The following is a 24,507-nucleotide window of genomic DNA, read 5'->3' as shown; positions in this document are numbered from 1 at the left end:
ACCTTTTGCAGGCTGGATAAGGCGAAGCCACCATCCAGCAGCAATTTGCAGGTTAGTGAGAGTGGTGGTTAGAGTTGCCGCCGTTGTCCATCAGCGTGCCGCTGGCGTTAACGTTGCCGAGGACATTCACGTTGCCCGTGATAACCGCGCTGTTTCCGACGCCGCCGCTGCCTGCCATACCGCCAAGCCAGGTAAGTTTTTTCATCACGGTAACGTCGCCGGTAAAGGTGCTGAGCGGCGCATCGACGGTGACATTCAGCGCTTTAATGCCCGTATGGGGCGCTTCCACGTTGACATCTACCGCCTTGACGCCCACGGAGGTGGCCGCCACGTCTACGGTTTCTGATATCACCGTGACGTGCTGCGCCCTGACCTCTACTTGCGGTGAAGTAAGCTGCGTACGTTCCTTCACTTCAATGACGATTTTTTCTATGCCGCCGTTGACGGTGAGCTGGTGTAACGCACGGTCATATTCAAAGGCCGCGCCGTCGGAAAACTGCACGTAGCGCTTGTCGCGCGAGGCCAGCGGCGCGGTATCTACGCTGGAGTAGACCGCGCCCAGCACCACCCCATCCTCGCCGTTGTCGTCGAGCAAAACCTCCACCTGTTCGCCAATATCCGGCAACCAGTAATCTTTGTTGTCCTGCGTGTTGCGTTGCAGCACCGCAAGCCAGTTACTGCGCAGGTTATCGCACTCCGGTAGAGTGACTCTGACGCGCACGACCGCCTCATCAATATCGCTGATAATACCCGTCTGGCGGGTAACGCCTTTCATATTGCCTCCTTACTGGCTGGTTGCCGGTCCGCGTGAAATGTCGATTTCGGTAGTGTAGCCGCCGCTGCGCGTGAGTTTGTGCATGGATTTATCAATCAGCCACTGCCCGGAAAGTACGCCAAAATCGCTCAGTTCTATCTTATTGCCCGCCGTCAACTGCGGGCAGCCCATCATGCTGAGCGTGCCGGTTTGCTGGTATTCGTTGTGGCTGTCCAGCGCGGCATTGGCTTTAGCCTGCGCCGCGCCGGTATCCGGAGCGCGACTGTTAATCTTCAGGGTATCGGCGCTGGTCGCCGCACCGCGCGCCGAGGTCTTTTCCTGGCTGTCATGGGTGTAGATAACCAGTTCTTTTTGCTTGCTATTTTGATGCTGCACGGTGGCGTTTTTGTAGATCCGGTTGATGGTATCTTTGAACGTGTAGTGCGAAATATCCGTCCGCCTGAGCGTCTTCACCGGCGCCAGACAGCGTAGCGTCGGCAGATGCGAAAAGATCAGCTCCGTCGCCGTCACTTTCACGGTATAGCCATATTCACTCGCCAGCCGTTTGAGAAACGCCACGTCGGTTTCGGCATATTGCGTGACCCGATCGATGGTCAGCGGCGCAATCTTGCCCGCCAGCGTTAAACCGTGTTTTTGCGCGATGCGACTGGCGATGGCGTAAAGCGTCGTCTCCTCAAAGCCCTGGCTGTTTTTGGTGCGTAGCGCTTTGCTGACCGAGGTGGCGATACCGTCGATATTGACCGTCGAAGGCGGCGCGCTGATATCAATTTTATCAATGATATAGGTTCCGCAATCGAGCAGATCTTCGCCCTGGTAGCCCAGGCGCAGCGCCAGCGTGTCGCCTTTTCCCGGATACCATTCGTTTACCCAGCGCCCGGCGCTATCTTCCAGCGCAATGGCAATAACATCCGACTCGTTTTTAATGCTGTCGCTGTAACTGATGCTGGTGACATAAGGCGCAATGTCGTAAGTGATCTCTTTATGTCCGTACCAAAGGGTAAAAATGGGCGTCAGGGTAGCGAACACCCCGCCGGATACCGTTATCTCAGCCATGGCGGTAACTCCGGGGTCGTTTGCGTGACGCTGATAACCGGGATGATCAGCCGCACGCCTGACGGTAAAACCGGCATAATAGCGACGTGCGGATTGGCCGCGATGATGCGTTCGTAGGCCAGCGCATCGCCGTAATAGCGCCAGGCGAGATTATCCCAGCGTTCGCCGTCGGTGGTGACATGTTCAAGGTAGCGCATTACAGACTCCTCGTAATATCGGCGGCGGCAAGCTGGCTCACGTCGGGCGCGCTTGTTTGCAGCGCGCCGCGCGCCTGATTGACCAGCGTCGCGGCGCTGTCGTAAGTCGCTTCCGCGACGCTGCTGGTAATAGCGCCAAACAGCGATTCGGCGTGTTCAATAAGCGTGCCGGCATCGCCCGCGCATTCGCGGATCCCCGGCAGGCTGTCGATCAGTTCCTGCATTTTTGCCGCCAGCGCTTTCGGCAGCCCGGCCAGCGTTTGCAAATCCAGCGGCTGCTGGAACAGCGCGTCTATCGAACTCATGGTTTTTTTCAGCGAATCGACGATATCGCCGCATTTTTCTTTCAGCGCTTTGGCTTCCTTCACCAGCTCTTTCGCCTGGGCGATCGTTTTTTTGATGTCATCAATGGCGTCGGCCACCTCATCCATCATCTCTTTGGCTTCACGCATACCCTCTTCAACGGCGCTCAGCAGTTCATCGAACCAGGAATCGCTAACGTCGGGAAGCTCATCCAACATCTCGTCAATGTTCGGTTCCTGGGTGGTAATGGCCGGAGGCAGTAACGGACTCTTCGGATCGCCGGTGTACTCCTGTAGCGACAGACTGCCGCCCTGAGCAATGACGTTACCGTAAGGATCGGTGTGCTGGTGGGTAGCGGTCAGATCGGTAATCACGAACCAGCCGCGATAATCGCCGTTGCCGAACACCAGCGCCATCGCCTGGTGCGCGGTCATCGCTTCCCGCAGACGGTTCAGCTCGGTGGTCGGCTGGCAATACTGACTATGAAAGTTGAATTTCAGGGTGATTTTGTCCAGCTTATCGCCGATAAATTGCACGCCCGGTTTCCCTTCAATACGGGCATGGCTGGTATAATCCACGCCCATCGTGCTTTCAAATTCGTCCCAGTAAGCGACGACGTCAAATTCTATTTCGCCTAATACGGCATACATTATGCGTACTCCCGGCGCCGTTGTTGCGCCATGACATCGTTAATCATTCTCTCCAGCTCGCGTTTGCTCAGCGACAGCACGTTGTTGATATCTTTGGCGGCATTCGCGCCGCTTCCCTGCACGGTAACCTGCGGGGAAAAGTGTACCTGCACGTTGCTTTGCGCGCGGGAGGGCCGCGTATAAGGTTTCCCGCCGGATTTGCCGGGAAGCGCGGCTGGCGTCGGCGGCGTGGCAGCGCTTTTCATCTTCATAGGCTGCGGCGAGGCCATCGTTTTGGCCGAGGTTGTCACCGCTTTCGCTCCCGATACCAGCGGCGCGCTGGCCTGTTGCGCGACCATTGTTCCGGCAATACCGGGGACGGCGGCGGCGACAGACGGCATTTCAGCGCTGATGCCCAGCGCGCTTTTCGCCCAGTCGGGGATCAGCGCTTTTATCTTCTCAATCGCCCCGTTCAGGAAAGGAAGCGCATTCAGAATGCCGTTGATCAAGCTATCCAGAATATTGCCGCCAAATTCGCTGAAGCTGGCGGGGAGTTCAATGCCAAACCAGTCCAGTACGCTGGCGAAGGCGCGGTAAAACAGCCCCAGCGGCGACCAGTCGAGAATCAAACGCGTGACGCCGGCAATGCCTCCGTCAAAGGCGGTTTTGATGCGCTCCCAGACTCCGGCAAAGAAACCGGAAATCGGTTCCCAGTAGCGATAAAGTAAATAGGCGGCGCCTGCGATAGCGGTGATGGTCAGGCCGACAGGGTTCATCAGCAGCGCCCGACCCAGCCAGATAAATGTCTGGCCGACCAGCCGTAGCCCTTTTATCAGGCCGTTTCCCAGCAGCATCGTCAGGCTTTTCGCACCGTTGCCAAACGATTTCAGAACCGACAGCGCGCGACTGCCGCCGCCCAGCGCCAGACCGGCTTTGACCTTCAGGAAGATATCGATCAGGCGAATAAACGGTGACGCAATGAGGTTTGCTCCCAGCCTGAGAATATTCAGCGCCCCGTTGAACAGCCAGATAACGCCAACGACTTTGGCGACCCCTTGCACCAGCGCCGGGTTTTCCCGCAGCCAGGCGCTGAACTGCCGCACCAGCGGCGTGATGCTTTGCGCCAGTTCGCCAATGGCGGGCATCAGTTCCAGGCCGACGGTCAGCCACAGATCGTTAAGCGCCAGTTGTAACGCTTTGGTCTGTTCTCCGGGCGATGTCATTTTCGCGGCGAAGTCATCATCAATAAAATGTTGCCCCGCCGCCTGTATTGCGGAGGCTTTTAGCTGGCGATATTCGTCCATATTCGCCAGCATCGGGGCGAGAAAATCCCGCGTTTGCGCATCGCCGAACATCGCGCCGAGGTTAAATTTCTCCGTCATGGCCTGTAGCGCGTCGCCGCGCGCGGAAAGATCCTCAATCTTCATGGTTTGCCTGAAGGTGTCGAGGATCTGCGGGTTCATTTTCTCCAGCTGCATCTGCACGATGTGGGTCATCGCTTCGGTGATGCCGATGCCGTTTTGCTGATGCTCCAGCAGCGATCCCTGAAGATCCACGCCCTGACGGGCAAACCAACTGTCCGTCTCTTTCGAGAAGGCGGATTTCAGAAAATGGTCGAAATTCGCTGCCGCCGCGCCTGCGTCAGGGGCGTTTTTCATGGCGATTTGCATCGTTGCGGTCAGTTCCGCAATGCCTTCTTTCCCCTGAGCGCCGGTTTTTCCGGCAAAGGCGTTAATCCACTGGGTTTGTTCTGCAACGGAGCCGCCGCCGCTTTTTGCCACGCTGTACAGCATATTTTGCGCAAAACGGAAGCCGTCAGGGGCGATGTTCAGTTTGTCGCGAGTGGCCAGAGCCGCCTGCGCCCAGCTTTGCGCGCTGTCGCGGGAGGCGGTTGCGGCTTTGGCGATATCGGGCATGTAGCGGCTAAGATCCTGCAATGCGCTGACGCCGCCTTCGATCATCGTGGCGGCGGCGCTTTGCAGATCTTTTTGATCCTGATTGAAATCAAGACTCCAGTCGCGGAGATTCAGGCTCAGGGCGTCCCGCGCGGTGTTATCCATGCCGCCTTTCGCCGCCATATCGACCATGTTGCCCTGAAATTCGTAAGGCAGCTTCCAGTCGGGAGTCTCAACGTTCAGGAGCTTGCCGAACTGCCCGGCGAACGTTTGTGTTTTTTCCAGCAACCCGGCGCGCTGTTTATCGTTCTCTTCCCGGCGAAGGGCGGAGTTAGTGAGCTGTTGCGTAAGCCGGGTGATTTTTGTTTGCTCAAAGCTGAGCGTGTGCAGCGTGCTGGCGTTGAGTGAGCCGTAACGGGCTATTGCCTGCGTCAACGTCTCATTACGCGCCTGAAGCTGAGTAATAATGTCGTTGGCCAAAATAGTGTCTCGTATAAGTTGCCCGGTAACAGGCTGCTTGCCGGAAAAAGGACAGGGAAGGAGTGAACCGGGCTTGGGTCAGGAAACCCGCAGGCATTAAGCCTGCGAGTCGTATTCGTGTTTAATTTGCGCGCTGGCTTCGTCCAGCCAGCAGGTAAAATCGTCAACCGACAGCGCGTCAATTTCACTGGGCGGAAAGCGAAACCACCTCGCCAGCAGCGCCATTGCCTGCCACAACTGCTGTGGGTTCTGTAGCCATGCTAAGCATGGCCTGAAATCGTTTCTGCAATGCCTGATAGTCCAGCAGATCCATTTCCGCCAGATCTTCGGCTACCAGCTCGGTCATAGCCGCCATCAGCGGCTCATCCCACTCTTCCGGTTTATCGCTGGCGCGTCGCGCGGCGCGCATATCTTTTACCTTCAGGCGACGTAATTGCAAAACGTCGATACGTTCCCCGGCGGCGGAGGTAAACGGGAATTGCAGGGTATATTTTTCGTTCATGGTATAGTCCTTATTCGTCGTGTTAAATTCGGGGCCGTAGCCCCGAAGTAATTAACCGCCAATATTATTGCGGTAGGCATTTAATTGATCCGTGCCATTTACGCGGAAAATATTCGCCAGATAATCCAGTTCAAGAAGCGTTTCACCGTCAACCACCTGTTTAATATAAGTGCAGCCGAAGGCGCTGCTGAATTCCGGGTTTTCATTCTGTTTAAACGTTCCCAGCGGGTTCTTTTTAAACATTACGGTCATATGCGTCACCAGCGCTAACTGATCCGCTTTACCCTGCGAGTTATAACAATCGATACTGGAGCGGCACTGCAATGCCAGCGCCTGCCACGGGTTTGCCGTTTTACGCATGACGTCGTGGTAAAACGAGTTCCATTTAATTTCACCTTCCAGTTTGTCAAAACCGGCAGGCAGTTCAATTTTACCGACCATCCCCAACGCTTTATGCTCCTGCATAATCATGCTGATGTCAGGCAGTTTAATTTCACTCGCGCGACCTAAAAGATTATTACCATCAAGATAAATATTGGCGTTGGTAATACGGTTAATTTGAATTTTTCCAGCCATTAGCGATTGCTCTCCAGAGAAACTAAATATTCAGAGGTAATTTCGGTTTCAAACGTCAGACGTTCCAGCGGCGGCGGCGGGGTGAATTTATAGCTCAGCAACAGATGCCCGGCTGCCAGTTCAGTCTGTTCGTTACGCGCCGGGTCGTACCAGCATTCAAAACCCAACAGCGCGCCGTCGGCAATCAGCTTACGACCCCAGGTGTTCACCGATTCGGTTAGCGCGTCGATCAGCGCCTGGTTTATCGGCATATCCATATACTGCTGGCTGAAATAACGAATCGATTCGTTAATCACATCACCAGTACGGCGCACGTTCTCAAAGTTACGCATATGGGTAACCGTCGGCCAGGCGGCGGTACGGTTGCCCCACAGGCGCAAACCGGAGCCATAGCTGTTGAAGATGGTGGTGATGCCGTTTTCGTTCAGTTGATTCACTTCGCTTTGCGGATCGTCGATCATCGCTGACAGCGAGCGCTCTACGCCGGTAATGCCCTGAATTTCCTGATTGGAGTTGCTCCACCAGAAGCCTTTTTCCAGATCCACTTTGGCACGCAGGCCAGCGGCGCGGGAGGAGAGCGGCTCCAGGACTTCGCTGTCCGTCGCGCTGTCGTACACTTTAACGTGCGGATAGCACAGACGCGCGCGATCGGAACTGGTATTGAAGTTAATCGCCCCCTGCGGGCCGCGCCCTGCCAGAACTTGCTGGAAAGTCGTGCCGATGGGCGCATCAATGTAGGTAATGGCTCCCAGCGCTTCTGCCTGAGCGATAAGCTTAACGGCGACCGAGTTTTGCGTACAAAAGACCGGCGCAATCAGGATCTTTGCGTAAAAACCAAACTGGTTCCAGGTGTCCTGTAACAGCTTCATGCCGGTACGGTCACCCGCGGTGTTTACCGCGCCAATAATATCGGCAGCAGTCACTTTGGTGGGGTCCGCGTAAGTATAATTTACATAGGCCTGAACGCCGGGTTTCAGGTTGGTTCCCATGCAGGTGATTTTACCGGTCAGCATATCAATGGTGTAATCGGTGCCTTTGATATAAGCGTTTCCGGCGTTCGTGCTGCGGCCAATGTTCATCGTTTGCACGGCCCCGTGCTTGAGTTGAATCTGACCGTTGTCATCAACCTTCACGGTTTCACTGGGAATGGTACTTTTGTGTACCGCCGGATTCAGCACGTTAATCACCACGACCGTCCCCGCGCCGTGATCGTAGATCGCCTTCAGCGCCTGCGGGATGGTGAAATTTGCCAGGCCTGGGCCAAACTGCGCCGCGTCGCTTTCAGAAAGACACAGCGTCGGCTGGTTAACCGGGCCGCATGGCGCGGTGCCGATCAGACCAATAACCGCAGATTTAACCGCCTTCACCGGACGTGGGCCGGTTTCGATCTCAATGGTCTCTACACCGTGCAGGTAATTAGCTGCCATGGACAATTTCCTCTTCATTAGTTTCTACTTCTTGCGTAACCACTGGCGCCAGGTGACGGCGGGCAATCATGGTGATTACCCACTCGTTATCTTCCGGTAGCGAGATTTCGCTATTGGGCCACAGTAAGACTTCCTGACCGTCGGCGAGCGTGACGCCGCTTGCCGGGCCACTGTAGATATATTTCATTGAATTTCCTCATAATTAACGACTGTAAGCAGGGGGGAGTCCTTGCTTTCCTGTTCCGCGATAAACAGGGTGCTGGCGGTCATATCCAGGGCGTAACGGCAGAAGTTTGCGGCGTCGCCGATATATTTTTCGCTTTCCAGCCAGAGCGGACGATCGCAGTCTGGAAGTTCAATGCCCCCCAACGAACGACGTAGACGATCCAGCGCGTTTATCGCGTCACTTATTTGCGGAACAATAACGGTGGCGGAAATCCGGATTAGTTGTTTTTGTACCGTGGCATTCGTATTTTCTGGGGCGGTAAAAACCGAACCGCAGTAGTGAATTAATATCGTTACCTGCTGTCCTGTTGGGATATATACTTTCGCATCGGTTGATGAAATATGTATATCCATATCAGGGTTTAATTCACGTAGTCTATTCGCCACGGTATGTATAACAGATAATGTTTCCATATACGGTTTTCCTTGATTTACCGGGAGAGATAATATTCTCTCTTCGTTATCGTTCAGACATATTTTGATGTATCAGGCATCAGGCGTCTTTTAATCTCCTTTAGAGAAAAAAGTTAAAACAAATAAAAAACCCCCGGCGTATAAACGACGGGGATTTGTTTAATGGTTACCTCGTTGAATCAGTTCTATTTTGCTATATAGCGCATCCAGTTTTGCTTCCAGAACGGCCTGGCCGCGAAGATAATCCTCGCGGCGGACATAATGCAGCGGTAAATCGGCGCGAAATTCCAGAAATTCTCTCTCCAGCCTGGACCAGCCCGCTTCTGATTCGCGCCGGGCAGCTTCCAGTGCTTCAAAACGTTCATTCAGCCGTTTTTCAATTTGCGCCAGCAGCAATTTACCGGCGGCAAACATTAATCCAACAAACGAAAGTAAGAGGGAGATGACTTCCCAAAAATCGATACTGAGTTTCATTACTCCCTCTGATTAATGAATGCAACTGGCCTGCCCCCATTGCAAATAACGGGAAGCGTGTTGATATAAAATCGCTTTGGAATAGTGACGATTCTCGCGCCAGTTTGCGGCACTGCGCCCGGCGTTAACGCGTTCTACATGTTCAAACCAGATGGACGCATCTAACCCCTTTGCGGCGGCCAGCTTTTTATCTCTGTTAACCCAGCCTTGCCCGCCGTTATAGGCGCTCAGAGTAAACGCCATCCGCTGGCAGTTATTTTTTGCTAACACGCTTTTCCACAACTGGCGGTCATACTGTACCAGCGCGCGTATCGCCCAGGCGGGATTAAACGGCTTGTTCTCGCGAAGCGCTGGGTACAACTGGCTTACCCATTTTGCCGTTGCAGGCATAAATTGCGCCATACCCTGCGCGCCAGCCGGAGAAAGCGCGTCAGGCGCCCAGCCGGATTCCTGATGTAGTTGCCCGGCAAAATCAGCAACGGGGGCGTTAAGCCCCCAGATTTCGCGCGCGGTACGAATCACTTCGTTGCGCCATTGCAGAGAAGCGCGCGGCGGTTCGGCAGCGTCGGCAGACAAGAAAGACATAGCGCAGACCAGGCATACGTATTGATAACGCATCGTTACAGCCCCAGCGCGACGGCAAGGCAAATTGCCGCAACGATGATCGCGCGACGAATCATCGCCGCGGCGCAGCACAGCGATTCTTCCCAGGGGCAAAAGGAGTCGGGACGCGCCCAGGGGAAAAGACTACGGTCGAGCCAGTAACCCAGCACCGCTGATAACGAAACCAGGCTGAGTTTATAGATGACGACCGGAATTTGCGCTGATGATGTCCAGCCGATAAGCGCAAACAGTACGACAGAGGCAATCAGCCAGCCGGAAAGTCGGGGAACAATAATTTTTCGCATACTCTATCTCCTGATAATTGAGAGAAAAGTATCGCTTTTCCCCATAGCGGAAGAACGAAAAGGGCTTTAATAAATAACTTTAAAAAATGTTTAGCGCATGGCGTCAAATGCCAACAAATAAACGAATAAATAAAGCTTTCGGGGCAGGGGGTAGAGGCTGCCTGCGGAGAGTCAGTATGTGTCTGCGGCAGGCTACGATGGCGGTATTGCTGCGTCATAATAATCTTTGATTAAAATTATCTTATTGATTTTTAAAGTCAGTTTAAAAATTCACGCGATCGTGAGGAAAGCGATCTTTTTGATCGAACGCAGAAAAAAATGCAAAAATTAACTGTATATACATACAGCATTGTGTAAAATGATGACATCAGTGAAGGCTTACTTCACCTATAAAATAAATACATATTATAAATTGAAAGCAATATATACATTCTTTTAATTTATAATTAAATGCCGTTGATAGTAAATATTTATATATATTTTGAATATATTGATAGGTAGTTATTGCACCGTTTTTTACGCTTCCCTTTTTGGTGCCGTCACGGGGAGCATGGTGCTGGATATGGAGATAAAATATGATTCAGAAATCAAAAGAAATGGTTCGGCTTCCGGAGATTATTAACGATCTGGCGTTTCATGCGTCGCAGGTACTTATTGAAAGCATGAATATTGATAGCGCGTCAGCCGAAAATGCCGGTCAGGCAATTGCTGACAGAATGATGCGCAACTGGGGCGGGCAAAGCATTTATTTTCCCAAAGGTATCTCTGGTCGGGCTTCGGAACGGGATTATCAGATTTACAGCGAGTGCGATGGGCGTAATTATGCGGAGCTGGCCAAAAAGTACAATTTGACACTGCAGTGGATCTATAAAATCGTTAAGCGGGTCCACACGGAAAAACAGCACCAGCGGCGTATGCTGTAAGCGATATCGGGTATGGCGTATAGCGACAAGCGCTATACGCCGGGAGCTGCGACAGGCCGGATAAGGCGCTTGCGTCGCCATCCGGCAGCGTATTGCCTGATAGCGCTCACCCGCTGCCGTGTCAGGGCGATTATTCAAATAAGTTCTGATGTAGCTTTTGCACCACTTTCTCGGCATCGTCTCCCGGCACGAGGAAGCACAGATTGTGGCTGGAGGCGCCGTAACAAATCATGCGAATGTTGAACGGTTCCAGGACGCCAAACACTTCTTTACCAACACCGCAGGCTTTTGACAGGTTGTTGCCAATCAGCGCGACCAGCGCCAGTCCTTCTTCAACTTCGACCCGACACAGTGCGGAAAGCTCCATCAATAAGGATTGGGTCAGTAACGTATCGCCCGTGGAGGTGGAGCCGGTAGTATCCAGCGTCAGCGCGACGCTCACCTCCGAAGTGGTAATCAGATCTACCGAAATATTATGCCGCGCCAGAATGCCGAACACCTCTGCCAGGAAACCTCGTGAGTGCAGCATATTCAGGCTGTGCAGCGTCAATAGCGTTTGATTGCGGCGCAGCGCCAGCGCGCGGAACAGCGGCGGGTTTTGGGTTTTATTGCACACCAGCGTACCGCCCGCTTGCGGATCTTTACTGGAGCCAACGAAGACCGGGATATCGCTACGCACGGCCGGGAGTAAGGTGGCTGGATGCAGTACTTTTGCGCCGAAGGTTGCCATCTCCGCCGCTTCTTCAAAGTCGATTTCATCAATTCGCTGCGCGACGGGCACCACGCGCGGGTCGGTGGTGTAAATACCGGGCACATCTGTCCAGATATCAACCCGCGCGGCATGGAGCGCTTCAGCCAGCAACGCTGCCGTATAGTCGCTGCCGCCGCGGCCTAATGTCGTGGTGCGGCCTTTGCTTTCACTGCCGATAAAACCCTGAGTAATGACCAACGTTTCGCTCAGGCGCGGGAGCAACTGCTGCGCGGCCAGTTCCGCAAGCGCTGCGACGTCCGGTTCCGCACGACCAAAGCGATCGCTGGTACGCATCACTTTGCGCACGTCGAACCAGTGGGCCTGTACGTCGCGTTCACGCAGGATCTCAACAAATAGCAGGGTAGACATCAGCTCGCCGTGGCTGACCAGTTCATCGGTCAGGGCTGCCGATGTCGCCAGCGATGCCGCCTCCGCCAGAATAGTGATGTTTTCCAGCAGGCGTTCAATCTCTTCGCGAATGACATTCGGATGACGCAGACGATCAAGGATATCGAACTGGATTTTACGGATGGCGTCGAGCGTAGCGAAACGTTCGCCAGGCTCCATCCCTTCGGCCAGCGCCACCAGCAGATTAGTGATGCCGGCAGACGCGGAAAGCACGACTAAACGAACATTGGCGTCGGAAAGTACGATATCCGCGCTACGGTTCATGGCGTCAAAATCGGCGACGCTGGTACCGCCAAATTTGGAAACAACGATCTCTGTCATATCAACCTCGTGTCAGGAAATGAAAAACGCGACCATGGCACAAGGGCAGAACAGAAACCGGTGCAGGCGCAAATGCAAGTAACGTATTTATAAATAAAAGTTGTGGCCTGGACTGTCAACGTTGGGATTATGCGGATTTTTTATGCTGAGTTTAGGCTCAGTAACAGCGCTTATAACCCCGATACCCATTTGCCGCCTTTCTGCACCTCGAATTATTTAGGGTATATACTTTTTATCCTCATTCGACAGTGCCTGGGGCAACGGCACTAAAACAATCACACTTTTCTGTGACTGGCGTTACAATCGATCCCAGTCACAATTCTCAAATCAGAAGAGTATTGCTAATGAAAAACATCAATCCAACGCAGACTTCTGCCTGGCAGGCGCTCCAGAAACACTACGATGAAATGAAAGACGTTACGATCGCTGAGCTTTTCGCGAACGATAGCGACCGTTTCGCTAAATTTTCCGCGACGTTTGACGATCTGATGCTGGTGGATTTCTCCAAAAACCGCATCACCGAAGAGACGCTGGCAAAATTACAGGATCTGGCGAAAGAGACCGATCTGGCCGGCGCGATTAAATCCATGTTCTCCGGCGAGAAGATCAACCGCACCGAAGACCGCGCCGTGCTGCACGTGGCGCTGCGTAACCGTAGCAATACGCCGATCATTGTGGACGGCAAAGATGTGATGCCGGAAGTGAACGCCGTGCTTGAGAAAATGAAAACTTTCTCGCAAGCGATTATCTCCGGTCAGTGGAAAGGCTACACCGGTAAGGCCATCACCGACGTGGTGAACATCGGTATCGGCGGTTCCGACCTCGGCCCGTTCATGGTGACCGAAGCGCTGCGTCCGTATAAAAATCATCTGACTATGCACTTCGTCTCTAACGTCGATGGCACGCACATCGCTGAAGTGCTGAAGAAAGTGAACCCTGAAACCACGCTGTTCCTGGTCGCGTCGAAAACTTTCACCACCCAGGAAACCATGACCAACGCCCACAGCGCGCGCGACTGGTTCCTGAAAACTGCAGGCGATGAAAAACACGTGGCGAAACACTTTGCTGCGCTCTCCACCAACGCCAAAGCGGTCGGCGAATTTGGTATCGACACGGCCAATATGTTCGAGTTCTGGGACTGGGTCGGCGGTCGTTACTCGCTGTGGTCTGCCATCGGGCTGTCCATTATTCTGTCCGTCGGTTTCGACAACTTTGTCGAGCTGCTTTCCGGCGCGCACGCGATGGACAAGCATTTCTCCACCACTCCGGCGGAGAAAAACCTACCCATTCTGCTGGCGTTGATTGGCATCTGGTACAACAATTTCTTCGGCGCGGAAACCGAAGCCATTCTGCCGTACGACCAGTATATGCACCGTTTCGCCGCCTACTTCCAGCAGGGTAACATGGAATCCAACGGTAAATACGTTGACCGTAACGGCAACGCCGTGGATTACCAGACAGGCCCAATTATCTGGGGCGAGCCAGGCACCAACGGTCAGCACGCGTTTTATCAATTGATTCATCAGGGTACTAAAATGGTGCCGTGTGATTTTATCGCCCCGGCTATCACCCATAACCCGCTATCCGATCATCATCAGAAGCTGCTGTCTAACTTCTTCGCGCAGACCGAAGCGCTGGCGTTTGGTAAATCCCGCGAGGTGGTTGAGCAGGAATATCGCGATCAGGGTAAAGATCCGGCGCAGCTTGAACACGTTGTGCCATTCAAAGTGTTTGAAGGCAACCGCCCGACCAACTCTATCCTGCTGCGCGAAATTACGCCGTTCAGCCTGGGTGCACTGATTGCGTTGTATGAGCATAAAATCTTTACGCAGGGCGTCATCCTGAACATCTTTACTTTCGACCAGTGGGGCGTTGAGTTGGGTAAACAGTTGGCTAACCGTATTCTGCCGGAGTTGGGCGATGATAAAGCTATTTCGTCCCATGATAGCTCTACTAACGGTCTGATTAACCGTTATAAAGCCTGGCGCGCCTGATGGCGCTGCGCTTATCCGGTCTACGTAATGCATAGCGTCTGTAGGCCGGATAAGGCGTTTCGCCGCCATCCGGCAAAAAGAGAATAAGATAATAAAAAGGCCGATATTCACATCGGCTTTTTTTATAAGATAATTCCGCTTGTCCGTCTTTATCCCCACAATTTTATATTGAGCTTAATCCTAAAATAAGCAATAACCAGAAAATCACTCTGCGTTATTTTCAGATTATACGGATGTGTTTGTGTTTTTATGTAATTATAACTTATTGATTTAATTTAATTATTAATTAAATAGAGGATGTGTTGTTTCTTTAAAGTTTAATTATCCTAAAACCTCGCTGTTATTTCTCCCGGACATAATCCGCCTGCTTTGGTTGTGTATACTCGGTAGCGCCCGAAATTCTTTTGGGTAAATCTCCATTCATTCAATGAAGGGAAATTATGATGAAAAAAGTACTGTATGGCATTTTTGCCATAACCGCGCTTGCGGCGACATCTGTCTCGGCAGCCCCCGTTCAGGTGGGTGAAGCGGCAGGGTCGGCAGCGACGTCGGTATCGGCGGGAAGCTCCTCCGCTACCAGCGTTAGCACCGTAAGTTCGGCGGTGGGCGTCGCGTTAGCGGCAACCGGCGGCGGCGATGGTTCTAATACCGGAACCACGACCACCACGACCACCAGTACCCAGTAGTATCGGTACGTTTAACCATAACCACACTCCGGTGTGGTTATTTTGCCCCTCTGGAGAAGCGTCGTGAAGCGACTCGCACTTATCCTGATTTGCCTGCTATTACAGGCGTGTTCGGCCACCACTAAAGGCCTGGGCGATTCACTGTGGGACAGTTTGTTCGGTACGCCAGGCGTACAGCTAACGGATGACGATATTCAAAACATGCCGTATGCCAGCCAGTACATGCAGCTTAACGGCGGTCCTCAACTGTTTGTGGTGCTCGCTTTCTCGGAAAACGGGCAGCAGAAATGGGTGACGCAGGATGGCGCGACGATCGTGACGCAGCATGGCCGTCTGGTCAAAACTCTGCTCAGCGGCGACAACCTGATCGATGTGAATAATCTGGCGACCGACCCGCTGGCGAAACCAGGACAGATTATCGATGGCGCGACCTGGACTCGCACCCTGGGCTGGACCGAACATCGCCAGGTGCGTTACGCCACCGCCCGTTCCGTTTTTACATGGCGAGGGACCGATAGCGTTAGCGTCGGCAGTGAAGAGACCGCCGTGCGGGTGTTAGATGAAGAAGTGACGACCGATCAAACGCGTTGGCGTAATCGCTACTGGGTTGATAGTGAAGGCCAAATTCGCCAGACGGAACAGTATCTGGGCGCGAATTACTTTCCGGTGAAAACCACGCTGATTAAGGCGGCAAAATCATGATGAAAAGGACGATAAGCGCGCTGGCGCTGGCCTTTGTCGCGTCATCCGCCTTTGCCAGCGGCACTGTTACCGTTTTTACCCAAGGTAATAGCGAGCCTAAAACGCTGACAGACGCTGAGCGTCTGCTCGATTTAGTCGGACAGCCGCGCCTGGCAACGAGCTGGTGGCCTGCGGCGGTGATAGGCGAAGAACAGGCGACCGTGACGGCGCGTCAACAGCAGCAGGAACTTCTCGGGCGACTGGCGGCGCTCAGCGCTGAGGAAGATGGTGATGCGGCGGCGGCAATAAACACACTACGCCGACAGATTCAGGCGGTGAAGGTGACGGGCAGACAATTCGTGAATCTTGATCCTGACGTGGTGCGGGTGAGCGAACGAGGTAACCCGCCGCTGCAAGGTCACTACACGCTCTGGGTCGGGCCGCAACCCACACAGGTGACGCTCTTTGGCTTGATTAGCCAGCCGGGCAGCCAGCCGTTCGTCCCTGGGCGGGACGTCGCCAGTTATCTCGAGGGTCAGCGCTTACTCAGCGGCGCGGATCGTAGCTATGCCTGGGTGGTTTACCCTGATGGACGCAGCCAAAAAGCGCCGGTGGCTTACTGGAATAAACGTCATATCGAGCCGATGCCCGGCAGCATTATTTTTGTCGGTTTTGCCGATTCCCTTTGGCGCGGCACGCCGGAGGCGATAAATGCCGACATTCTTCATACCCTGACGCAGCGGATACCGGAATAATGAAAAAAACACATCTGCTCAGCGTGCTGGCGCTGGGTATTAGCGCGGCCTGCCATGCCGAAACATATCCAGCCCCTGTTGGGCCTTCACAATCTGACTTTGGCGGCGTGGGCCTGCTGCAAACGCCGACAGCGCGTATGGCGCGTGAAGGGGAGATGAGCCTGAACTATCGCGATAACGATCAGTACCGCTACTACTCGGCTTCGGTTCAGCTTTTCCCGTGGCTGGAAACCACGTTGCGCTATACCGATGTCCGTACGAAAAAGTACAGCAGCGTGGAATCATTCTCCGGTGACCAGACTTACAAAGATAAAGCGTTTGATGTGAAACTGCGGTTGTGGGAAGAGAGTTACTGGATGCCGCAGGTGGCGGTTGGCGCGCGCGATATCGGCGGGACGGGGCTGTTTGATGCGGAATATATTGTAGCGAGTAAGGCCTGGGGGCCATTTGATTTTTCATTAGGTCTCGGCTGGGGCTATCTTGGCACCAGCGGCAATGTGTCTAATCCTTTCTGTTCGTATAGTGATAAATTCTGTTCGCGTGATAACAGCTATAAAGAGGCAGGTTCCGTCGACGGTAGCGATATGTTTCACGGCCCGGCCTCGCTGTTTGGCGGCGTGGAATACCAGACCCCGTGGCAACCGCTACGCCTGAAGCTGGAGTATGAAGGCAATAACTATCAGCAGGATTTTGCGGGGAAACTGGAACAGAAGAGCAAGTTTAACGTCGGCGCCATTTACCGCGTCACCGATTGGGCCGACGTTAACCTCAGCTACGAGCGCGGCAACACCTTTATGTTTGGCGTCACGCTGCGCACCAATTTCAACGATTTACGTCCCGCGTATCATGACAATTCACGCCCGCAATACCGACCACAGCCGCAGGATGCCATCCTGCAACATTCGGTAGTGGCTAATCAATTAACGTTATTGAAATATAATGCCGGTCTGGCGGACCCGAAAATCCAGGTCAAAGGCGATACGCTGTACGTTACCGGTGAACAGGTGAAGTACCGCGACTCCCGTGAAGGGATCGTGCGCGCTAACCGGATCGTCATGAACGATCTGCCGGAGGGGATCCGCACGATCCGCGTGACGGAAAACCGCCTTAATCTGCCGCAGGTCACCACTGAAACCGATGTCGCCAGCCTGAAACGCCATCTGGAAGGCGAACCGCTGGGACATGAAACCCCGCTGGCGCAAAAACGCGTGGAGCCGATCGTGCCAGAGAGTACTGAACAGGGTTGGTATATCGACAAGTCGCGCGTTGATTTTCATCTTGATCCCGTGCTGAATCAGTCGGTAGGCGGCCCGGAAAACTTCTATATGTATCAGTTGGGCGTAATGGGAACTGCGGATCTGTGGGTCACGGATCATCTGCTCACCACGGGCAGCGTGTTTGCCAATATCGCCAACAACTACGACAAATTTAACTACACCAATCCGCCGAAGGATTCGCATCTGCCGCGGGTGCGTACGCATGTCCGTGAGTATGTGCAGAACGATGTTTATGTGAATAACCTACAGGCCAACTACTTCCAGTATTTTGGCAATGGTTTCTATGGGCAGGTCTATGGCGGTTATCTGGAGACCATGTTTGGTGGTGCCGGGGCGGAAGTCCTGTATCGCCCGGTAGACAGCAATTGGGCGTTTGGTCTGGATGCCAACTACGTGAAACAGCGTGACTGGCGTAGCGCGCAGGATATGATGAAGTTTACCGATTACAGCGTGAAGACCGGACATTTGACCGCATACTGGACGCCGTCGTTCGCCCAGGATGTGCTGGTGAAAGCCAGCGTTGGTCAGTATCTGGCGGGCGATAAAGGCGGTACGCTGGAGATCGCCAAACGCTTCGATAGCGGCGTCGTTGTCGGCGGTTACGCGACGATTACCGATGCGTCGCCGGATGAATATGGAGAAGGGGATTTTACCAAAGGCGTATATGTTTCCGTGCCGCTGGATCTCTTCTCGTCCGGCCCAACCCGAAGTCGTGCGGCAATTGGCTGGACGCCGCTGACGCGTGACGGTGGTCAACAGCTTGGCCGTAAGTTTGGCCTGTATGATATGACCAGTGACAGGAGCGTAAATTTCCGTTAATACTCAGGCCGGATCAGGCGTTCACGGCGCTATCCGGCAAATTATCTTATTGAACAAAATATAAACATAAATAAAAAATATAGATGCCCGTCACATTTGTGCGTTATACAGAAACCTCGCCGTAGAGAAAGAGGGGGCTGTTATGATGCCATTATCGCGCTCACGTCTTGAGTTTATCGCCACGATTTTACAAAACGTACTAAATTTGGGGCTGCTTACCCTCGGTCTGATCCTGGTCGTTTTTCTCGGTAAAGAGACGGTGCATCTGGCGGACGCATTATTCGTGCCTGAGCAAGCCAGCAAATATGAACTGGTGGAAGGGCTGGTGATCTACTTTCTTTATTTCGAATTTATTGCGCTGATTGTGAAGTACTTTAAGTCTGGCCTTCACTTTCCGCTGCGCTATTTCGTGTACATTGGGATCACGGCGATTGTGCGCCTGATCATTGTCGATCATAAAACGCCAATGGATGTATTACTCTATTCGGCGGCGATCCTCCTGTTGGTTATCACGTTGTGGTTATGTAATTCGAACCGACTACGGCGAGAATAGGCGTCGCCACACCGTAACGGACGTATGGCGTGGCAATAAATCAGCCGCTGTCTATAACGCATAAAAAAAGCGCTCCGAAGAGCGCCAAAATACGACCATAAGTGGGGATAACATAAGTTGAGGGCAGTGGCATTGCCCGTTGCCGGGCAGGTACTTCGATAAAACTTAACCTTTCACACCCCCTGCCGTCAGGCCGTTGACCAGCCAACGTTGCGCCAACAGGAACACCAGGGTGATAGGAATAGCGGAAAGGACGGCGGCGGCGGCAAAGTCGCCCCACAAATAGTTTTGCGGGTTGAGATATTGCTGCATACCCACGGCCAGCGTATAGCTGTCCACATCGCGCAGTAACAACGAGGCGACCGGAACTTCGGTAATCGCCGCGATGAACGACAGAATAAACACCACCGCCAGAATCGGTACGGAAAGCGGCAGCAGCACCAGGCGAAATGCCTGCCACGGGGTTGCGCCATCCAGCGCGGCGGCCTCTTCCAGCGAGCTGTCGATAGTTTCGAAGTAGCCTTTAATCGTCCAGACATGCAGCGCAATGCCGCCGAGATAGGCGAAGATCACGCCGCCATGCGTATTCAGACCGATAAATGGAATGTATTGTCCCAGGCGGTCAAATAACGCATACAGCGCCACCAGAGACAAAACCGCCGGAAACATCTGGAAAATCAGCATCCCTTTAAGCAGTGTTGCTTTACCTGGAAAACGCATTCGTGCAAAAGCGTAGGCGCAGGTGGTGGAGAGCGCCACGATGCCGATGGCGGTAATACCGGCTATTTTCACCGAGTTCCACAGCCACAGCAGTACCGGGAAGGGCGGCGGCGTTACCCGACCATCCGCATGTTCCACGCTGAAACCCAGCGCCAGCCGCCAGTGTTCCCAGGAGATTTTATCCGGGATCAGGCTTCCGGTGGCGAAGTTCCCTTCACGTAGCGAGATAGCGATGACCATCAGCAGCGGGAACATGATCGCCGCGATGAAAATCAGCAGCCCCAGGTGCGTGATGAAGAGACGCAGTTTCTGAGATTTGGGTTGGACCATAGCCATTGTTATTATCTCCCTTAATCAAACTTCATACGCGTGGCTTTCAGGTTCACTATTGCCAGCGCGCCTACCAGCAGGAAGATCAGCGTGGCAATGGCCGCCGCCAGACCGAAGTCCTGACCGCCGCCGCCTTCAAAGGCGATACGGTAGGTGTAGCTGACGAGCAGATCGGTATAACCGGCAGGCGTGGTGGTGCCGAGACGGTCTGGCCCGCCGTTGGTCAACAGTTGAATCAGCACGAAGTTATTAAAGTTAAAGGCGAAGCTGGCGATCATCAGCGGCGTTAGCGGCTTAATCAGCAGCGGTAAGGTGATCTTAAAGAAATTCTGAAACGGACCGGCGCCGTCCATTGCGGAGGCTTCGTACAGGTCATCCGGAATCGCTTTCAGCAGTCCCATGCACAGGATCATCATGTAGGGATAGCCCAGCCAGGTATTCACGATAATCACCATTGCCCGCGCGGTGTTGGGGTCGCTGAACCAGGCAGGTTTAATGCCAAACAGCGCGCTCAGCATCATATTGATTTCGCCAAAGCTTTGGTTGAATAACCCTTTGAAAATCAAAATTGAAATAAACGACGGTACGGCGTAGGGCAGAATCAGCAGGACGCGGTAGATAGCTTTACCTTTCAGCGCTTCCCACTGTACGAGGCAGGCCAATACCATCCCAACCGCCACGGTTAACACCACAGTGAGGACCGAAAAGACCACGGTCCAGACGAAGATAGCGAAAAAGGGCTTCTGGATCCCTTCGTCGGTAAAGACGCGCGTAAAGTTTTTCGCGCCGATAGTAACGGTATAACCAGGACTGAGTTTTTCATCACCCCAGCTTCCGTCGGCGTTGATCGACTGATAATAACCGCTATCGTTGTTTGGCCGGTATTTTACGCCGCTCTGGTTATTGGTCAGCAGGCCGTCATCAGCCAGTGTGTACAGCGGACGGGTACCGGAAAACTGACGCAGCGAGCTCATAATCACTTTACTTTCATCCGGCAGGACGGCGGTTATCTGGTTCAGCGCCAGACGGTTCTGGGTGATTATCCGCAGATTGGCGCGTTCGCCGCCCGGTAGGGCATCGGTCTCTTTCAGCTGTAATTTTTGTTCGCCGCCGAAGGAAAATGCGTCAGACAGGTAATGTTTGCCCGTTTCTCCGTCGGTGAGGGCCAGTTGCCACTCGTCGCCGGCCGGGTAAAGACCGAAGTTATAGGTTTTTCCCGCCTGATAAGAACGGTCCATCAGCACTTGCTGGGCGCGTTCAAAGGTGAGCTGGTTGGTGCTGCTGTAGTTAGTAAAGGCGATGGCGATGGTGCACACCAGCGGGAATAGCACAAACAGCCCCATGCCGGCGAGGCCAGGGTAAACGTAGCGCCAGGCGTAGGTTTTACGATTTGCGAAAATATACAGGCCAGCAGAGCTTAAAATCAGCGTCATGATGGCGAACAGATACTCCCCTTGTACGTACATTAAAACTACAAGGTAACCCACCAGCAGGCCCAGCAGACCAATTACTGACCATTTAAGCGGGTCGCTTTGCCACCAGTGTTTCTTTTTAATGACATCCATGGGGGTTTTCCTCTACAGCGTTGAAACTTCCTGGCCGGAGATGTGCCTGATGGCGCTGCGCTTATCAGGCCTACGGTGTGTTGTAGGCCGGATAAGGCATTTATGCCGCCATCCGGCACAGGCTCGCGGCATTACTTAGTGATACGGCTTTGTGCATCTTTCAGCGCGGCATCCACGGTTTGACGGCCGCTGGCGGCGTTGATCACAGCCGTACGTACCGCATACCAGAAGGCGGACATCTGCGGAATATTCGGCATGATCTCGCCTTTCTGGGCGTTATCCATGGTGGCGGCGATACGGGGGTCTTTCGCTAACTGCTCCTGGAAAGATTTCAGCGCCACGGCGCCCAGCGGTTTATCTTTGTTCACCGCTTCCAGACCCTGATCGGTCAGCAGGTAGTTTTCGAGGAACTCTTTCGCCAGCTCTTTATTCGGGCTGGCAGCGTTAATCCCCGCGCTCAGCACGCCGACGAACGGTTTCGAGGGTTTGCCTTTGAAGGTCGGCAGCAGGGTGACACCGTAGTTGACTTTGCTCTTGTCGATGTTCGACCATGCCCACGGGCCGTTGATGGTCATTGCCGTTTCGCCTTTATTGAAGGCTGCTTCGGCGATGGAGTAATCGGTATCGGCGCTCATATTTTTGTTCTTGATCATATCGATCAGGAAAGTCAGGCCCGCTTTCGCGCCGGCGTTGTCGACGCCAACGTCTTTCACGTCATACTTGCCGTTTTCAAATTTGAACGCGTAACCGCCGTCAGCGGCGATCAAAGGCCAGGTGAAATACGGCTCTTGCAGGTTGAACATTATCGCCGACTTCCCTTTCGCTTTTAGCTCTTTATCCAGCGCCGGGATCTCTTCCCAGGTTTTCGGCGGGTTCGGGACGAGGTCTTTGTTATAAATCAGGGAGAGGGCTTCAACGGCGATGGGGTAGGCGATCAGCTTGCCGTTATAGCGTACCGCATCCCAGGTGAACGGATAGAGTTTGTCCTGAAACGCTTTATCCGGAGTGACCTCCGCCAGCAGACCAGACTGCGCGTAGCCGCCAAAACGGTCGTGCGCCCAGAAGATAATGTCAGGACCGTCGCCGGTGGCTGCCACCTGCGGGAATTTCTCTTCCAGCTTATCCGGGTGCTCAACGGTCACTTTAATGCCGGTGTCTTGCTCAAATTTTTTACCGACCTCGGCCAGACCGTTATAGCCCTTGTCGCCGTTGATCCAGATAACCAGTTTACCTTCTTCAATTTTGGCGAGAGCCGGGGCGGAAATCATCATCGTCGTAAGTGCGGATAATGCGAGGATGCCTACGCCAGTTTTAATCTTCATATCTCCCATCCTTTTTGGTGATGTACACAGAGGTGGTTTAACGGTCTCTAGTTTCTTTATACGACAACCTCTTTCCATCCTCCCCGCCCCTACGCCCCACCCCGGCTTTATGTGATCTGTGTTACATAAATGTGAGTAATGCGTGCTGGCGCACATAAAAACACGCCGATTTTTGCGGGCGGCATCACGAAATTCCTTTTCTGCCCGCACCCGTGGTCTCAGGCGCTGTGTCCTCATCCTCCCGCCTCCTCCCCCATAAAAAAGCCGGGGGGTGGAGGATTTACCCCAGTCAGGGATCGCGCATAGTCAGGCCATCATGAATGTTGCTGTCAATGACAGGTTGTAACGAAGGGAGAAAGGCATGGCGAGCGTACAGCTACGAAATGTAACGAAAGCCTGGGGTGACGTGGTGGTATCGAAAGATATTAACCTCGATATCCATGACGGGGAGTTCGTGGTGTTTGTCGGACCGTCAGGCTGTGGTAAATCGACCTTGCTGCGTATGATCGCCGGGCTTGAAACCATCACCAGTGGCGACCTGTTTATCGGGGAAACCCGTATGAATGATATTCCGCCTGCCGAGCGCGGCGTGGGCATGGTATTCCAGTCTTATGCGCTCTATCCCCATCTCTCCGTTGCAGAAAACATGTCTTTCGGCCTCAAGCTGGCGGGCGCCAAAAAAGAGGTAATGAATCAACGCGTCAACCAGGTGGCGGAAGTGCTGCAACTGGCGCATCTGCTGGAACGTAAGCCAAAAGCGCTTTCCGGCGGTCAGCGTCAGCGCGTAGCGATTGGCCGCACGCTGGTGGCGGAGCCGCGTGTGTTTTTGTTGGATGAACCGCTCTCTAACCTGGATGCCGCGCTGCGCGTGCAGATGCGCATTGAAATTTCTCGCCTGCATAAACGTCTGGGCCGCACGATGATTTACGTCACCCACGATCAGGTCGAGGCGATGACGCTGGCCGACAAAATCGTGGTGCTGGACGCCGGTCGCGTCGCGCAGGTCGGTAAGCCGCTGGAGCTGTACCACTATCCGGCGGACCGCTTTGTCGCGGGCTTTATCGGCTCGCCGAAGATGAACTTCCTGCCGGTGAAAGTGACCGCCACCGCGATTGAACAAGTCCAGGTCGAACTGCCGAATCGCCAGCAAATCTGGCTGCCGGTCGAAAGTCGCGGCGTGCAGGTCGGCGCCAATATGTCTTTAGGCATTCGGCCGGAACACCTGCTGCCGAGCGATATCGCCGATGTCACCCTGGAAGGCGAAGTCCAGGTGGTCGAGCAGTTAGGGCACGAAACACAAATTCATATCCAGATCCCCGCCATCCGTCAAAACCTGGTTTATCGCCAGAATGACGTGGTGTTGGTAGAAGAGGGCGCCACATTCGCTATCGGCCTGCCGCCAGAGCGCTGTCATCTGTTCCGCGAGGATGGCAGCGCATGTCGTCGTCTGCATCAAGAGCCGGGTGTTTAAGGCCTCCATAAAAAAACGAAACGCAAAACCATTCGCAGTTTTAGAAGGTGGCAGCGTTTAAAGAAAAGCAATG

Annotated in this window: 26 protein-coding genes and 1 pseudogene; 9 read left to right on the top strand and 18 right to left on the bottom strand. The window is 53.7% G+C overall.

Features of this window, described 5'->3' with window-relative positions; genetic code table 11:
• Positions 1-52 precede the first annotated feature (52 nt).
• The 14 genes from ACLJPQ_RS17610 to ACLJPQ_RS17545 all read right to left on the bottom strand — a co-directional run bounded on the left by ACLJPQ_RS17610 (position 53) and on the right by ACLJPQ_RS17545 (position 9,858).
• Entirely contained in the window at positions 53-775 is a 723-nt protein-coding gene (locus ACLJPQ_RS17610) for a phage baseplate assembly protein V (RefSeq protein WP_000679393.1), read from the bottom strand.
• Positions 776-784: 9 nt separating this feature from the next.
• Positions 785-1,828 (bottom strand): phage late control D family protein, encoded by a 1,044-nt coding sequence (locus ACLJPQ_RS17605; RefSeq protein WP_024156613.1) that lies wholly within the window; start codon positions 1,826-1,828, stop codon positions 785-787.
• Positions 1,816-2,025 (bottom strand): tail protein X, encoded by a 210-nt coding sequence (locus tag ACLJPQ_RS17600; protein WP_001269716.1) that lies wholly within the window; start codon positions 2,023-2,025, stop codon positions 1,816-1,818. The genes ACLJPQ_RS17605 and ACLJPQ_RS17600 overlap by 13 nt, the downstream gene beginning before the upstream one ends.
• On the bottom strand, positions 2,025-2,978 hold the full coding sequence (locus ACLJPQ_RS17595) for a phage tail protein (protein ID WP_080184854.1): 954 nt from the start codon (positions 2,976-2,978) through the stop codon (positions 2,025-2,027). Before ACLJPQ_RS17595 ends, ACLJPQ_RS17600 begins: the two co-directional genes overlap by 1 nt.
• A complete protein-coding gene (locus tag ACLJPQ_RS17590) occupies positions 2,978-5,332 on the bottom strand; it encodes a phage tail tape measure protein (protein WP_080184855.1) in 2,355 nt (784 codons plus the stop codon). Before ACLJPQ_RS17590 ends, ACLJPQ_RS17595 begins: the two co-directional genes overlap by 1 nt.
• 96 nt (positions 5,333-5,428) lie before the next feature.
• Positions 5,429-5,557 (bottom strand): GpE family phage tail protein, encoded by a 129-nt coding sequence (locus tag ACLJPQ_RS17585; protein WP_001185654.1) that lies wholly within the window; start codon positions 5,555-5,557, stop codon positions 5,429-5,431.
• The gene (locus ACLJPQ_RS17580) at positions 5,517-5,834 is read right to left on the bottom strand and encodes a phage tail assembly protein (protein WP_080184856.1); all 318 of its coding nucleotides are present in this window, start codon (positions 5,832-5,834) and stop codon (positions 5,517-5,519) included. The genes ACLJPQ_RS17585 and ACLJPQ_RS17580 overlap by 41 nt, the downstream gene beginning before the upstream one ends.
• Positions 5,835-5,885: 51 nt before the next feature.
• The gene (locus ACLJPQ_RS17575; RefSeq protein WP_023138088.1) at positions 5,886-6,410 is read right to left on the bottom strand and encodes a phage major tail tube protein; all 525 of its coding nucleotides are present in this window, start codon (positions 6,408-6,410) and stop codon (positions 5,886-5,888) included.
• The gene (locus ACLJPQ_RS17570) at positions 6,410-7,837 is read right to left on the bottom strand and encodes a phage tail sheath family protein (protein WP_000729848.1); all 1,428 of its coding nucleotides are present in this window, start codon (positions 7,835-7,837) and stop codon (positions 6,410-6,412) included. Before ACLJPQ_RS17570 ends, ACLJPQ_RS17575 begins: the two co-directional genes overlap by 1 nt.
• Positions 7,827-8,024 carry a hypothetical protein gene (locus ACLJPQ_RS17565; protein WP_000875313.1) on the bottom strand — a complete coding sequence of 66 codons (198 nt, stop codon included), beginning with the start codon at positions 8,022-8,024 and terminating at the stop codon, positions 7,827-7,829. Before ACLJPQ_RS17565 ends, ACLJPQ_RS17570 begins: the two co-directional genes overlap by 11 nt.
• Positions 8,021-8,476, bottom strand: a complete 456-nt coding sequence (locus tag ACLJPQ_RS17560; protein WP_080184857.1) for a Gp37 family protein — start codon at positions 8,474-8,476, stop codon at positions 8,021-8,023. Before ACLJPQ_RS17560 ends, ACLJPQ_RS17565 begins: the two co-directional genes overlap by 4 nt.
• A 159-nt stretch (positions 8,477-8,635) precedes the next feature.
• Positions 8,636-8,950: a membrane protein gene (locus ACLJPQ_RS17555; protein WP_000777266.1), complete on the bottom strand. Its 315-nt coding sequence runs from the start codon at positions 8,948-8,950 to the stop codon at positions 8,636-8,638.
• Positions 8,951-8,962: 12 nt separating this feature from the next.
• Positions 8,963-9,568, bottom strand: a complete 606-nt coding sequence (locus tag ACLJPQ_RS17550; protein WP_080184858.1) for a lytic transglycosylase domain-containing protein — start codon at positions 9,566-9,568, stop codon at positions 8,963-8,965.
• A gap of 2 nt (positions 9,569-9,570) precedes the next feature.
• Entirely contained in the window at positions 9,571-9,858 is a 288-nt protein-coding gene (locus ACLJPQ_RS17545; RefSeq protein ID WP_001226439.1) for a putative holin, read from the bottom strand.
• 575 nt (positions 9,859-10,433) lie between these two features.
• On the opposite strand from ACLJPQ_RS17545, the gene ACLJPQ_RS17540 reads away from it, so the two are divergent.
• Entirely contained in the window at positions 10,434-10,781 is a 348-nt protein-coding gene (locus ACLJPQ_RS17540; RefSeq protein WP_000615248.1) for a Mor transcription activator family protein, read from the top strand.
• Positions 10,782-10,911: 130 nt separating this feature from the next.
• Here the strand turns inward: ACLJPQ_RS17540 and lysC are convergent, their stop codons facing one another.
• The gene (gene lysC / locus ACLJPQ_RS17535; protein WP_000136394.1) at positions 10,912-12,261 is read right to left on the bottom strand and encodes a lysine-sensitive aspartokinase 3; all 1,350 of its coding nucleotides are present in this window, start codon (positions 12,259-12,261) and stop codon (positions 10,912-10,914) included.
• A gap of 344 nt (positions 12,262-12,605) precedes the next feature.
• Between lysC and pgi the strand changes: the two genes are divergently transcribed.
• From pgi to psiE, 6 genes are all read left to right on the top strand, one after another.
• Positions 12,606-14,255 (top strand): glucose-6-phosphate isomerase, encoded by a 1,650-nt coding sequence (gene pgi, locus ACLJPQ_RS17530; protein WP_000790037.1) that lies wholly within the window; start codon positions 12,606-12,608, stop codon positions 14,253-14,255.
• Positions 14,256-14,698: 443 nt separating this feature from the next.
• Positions 14,699-14,941, top strand: a complete 243-nt coding sequence (gene yjbE, locus ACLJPQ_RS17525) for an exopolysaccharide production protein YjbE (protein ID WP_001541297.1) — start codon at positions 14,699-14,701, stop codon at positions 14,939-14,941.
• Positions 14,942-15,004: 63 nt separating this feature from the next.
• The gene (locus tag ACLJPQ_RS17520) at positions 15,005-15,643 is read left to right on the top strand and encodes a YjbF family lipoprotein (RefSeq protein WP_001749154.1); all 639 of its coding nucleotides are present in this window, start codon (positions 15,005-15,007) and stop codon (positions 15,641-15,643) included.
• Complete coding sequence (locus ACLJPQ_RS17515; protein WP_000977974.1) at positions 15,640-16,377, top strand: capsule biosynthesis GfcC family protein; 738 nt, start codon at positions 15,640-15,642, stop codon at positions 16,375-16,377. Before ACLJPQ_RS17520 ends, ACLJPQ_RS17515 begins: the two co-directional genes overlap by 4 nt.
• Positions 16,377-18,473, top strand: a complete 2,097-nt coding sequence (locus ACLJPQ_RS17510) for a YjbH domain-containing protein (RefSeq protein WP_000750805.1) — start codon at positions 16,377-16,379, stop codon at positions 18,471-18,473. Before ACLJPQ_RS17515 ends, ACLJPQ_RS17510 begins: the two co-directional genes overlap by 1 nt.
• A gap of 142 nt (positions 18,474-18,615) precedes the next feature.
• Positions 18,616-19,026 (top strand): phosphate-starvation-inducible protein PsiE, encoded by a 411-nt coding sequence (gene psiE, locus ACLJPQ_RS17505; protein ID WP_000982752.1) that lies wholly within the window; start codon positions 18,616-18,618, stop codon positions 19,024-19,026.
• A 165-nt stretch (positions 19,027-19,191) separates the two neighbouring features.
• Here the strand turns inward: psiE and malG are convergent, their stop codons facing one another.
• Both malG and malF read right to left on the bottom strand, forming a co-directional pair.
• Positions 19,192-20,082 (bottom strand): maltose ABC transporter permease MalG, encoded by an 891-nt coding sequence (gene malG, locus ACLJPQ_RS17500; RefSeq protein WP_001252081.1) that lies wholly within the window; start codon positions 20,080-20,082, stop codon positions 19,192-19,194.
• Between the two features lie 14 nt (positions 20,083-20,096).
• Positions 20,097-21,641, bottom strand: coding sequence for a maltose ABC transporter permease MalF (malF, locus tag ACLJPQ_RS17495; protein WP_021001019.1), 1,545 nt, complete (start codon positions 21,639-21,641; stop codon positions 20,097-20,099).
• 42 nt (positions 21,642-21,683) lie between these two features.
• Between malF and ACLJPQ_RS17490 the strand changes: the two are divergent.
• A pseudogene (locus tag ACLJPQ_RS17490) lies at positions 21,684-21,824 on the top strand (hypothetical protein); the annotation flags it as partial.
• Here ACLJPQ_RS17490 and malE read toward each other — a convergent pair.
• Positions 21,773-22,963, bottom strand: coding sequence for a maltose/maltodextrin ABC transporter substrate-binding protein MalE (malE, locus tag ACLJPQ_RS17485; RefSeq protein WP_000695415.1), 1,191 nt, complete (start codon positions 22,961-22,963; stop codon positions 21,773-21,775). The pseudogene ACLJPQ_RS17490 and the gene malE overlap by 52 nt on opposite strands.
• Before the next feature lie 361 nt (positions 22,964-23,324).
• On the opposite strand from malE, the gene malK reads away from it, so the two are divergent.
• Positions 23,325-24,434: a maltose/maltodextrin ABC transporter ATP-binding protein MalK gene (gene malK / locus ACLJPQ_RS17480; protein ID WP_000179176.1), complete on the top strand. Its 1,110-nt coding sequence runs from the start codon at positions 23,325-23,327 to the stop codon at positions 24,432-24,434.
• The last annotated feature ends 73 nt before the right edge of the window (positions 24,435-24,507 follow it).

The sequence above is a fragment of the Salmonella sp. SAL04213 genome (assembly GCF_046550535.1).
Lineage (GTDB): Bacteria > Pseudomonadota > Gammaproteobacteria > Enterobacterales > Enterobacteriaceae > Salmonella > Salmonella enterica.
Note: the sequence above shows the minus strand (reverse complement) of the source record. Positions and strands in the feature narration are given on the sequence as shown.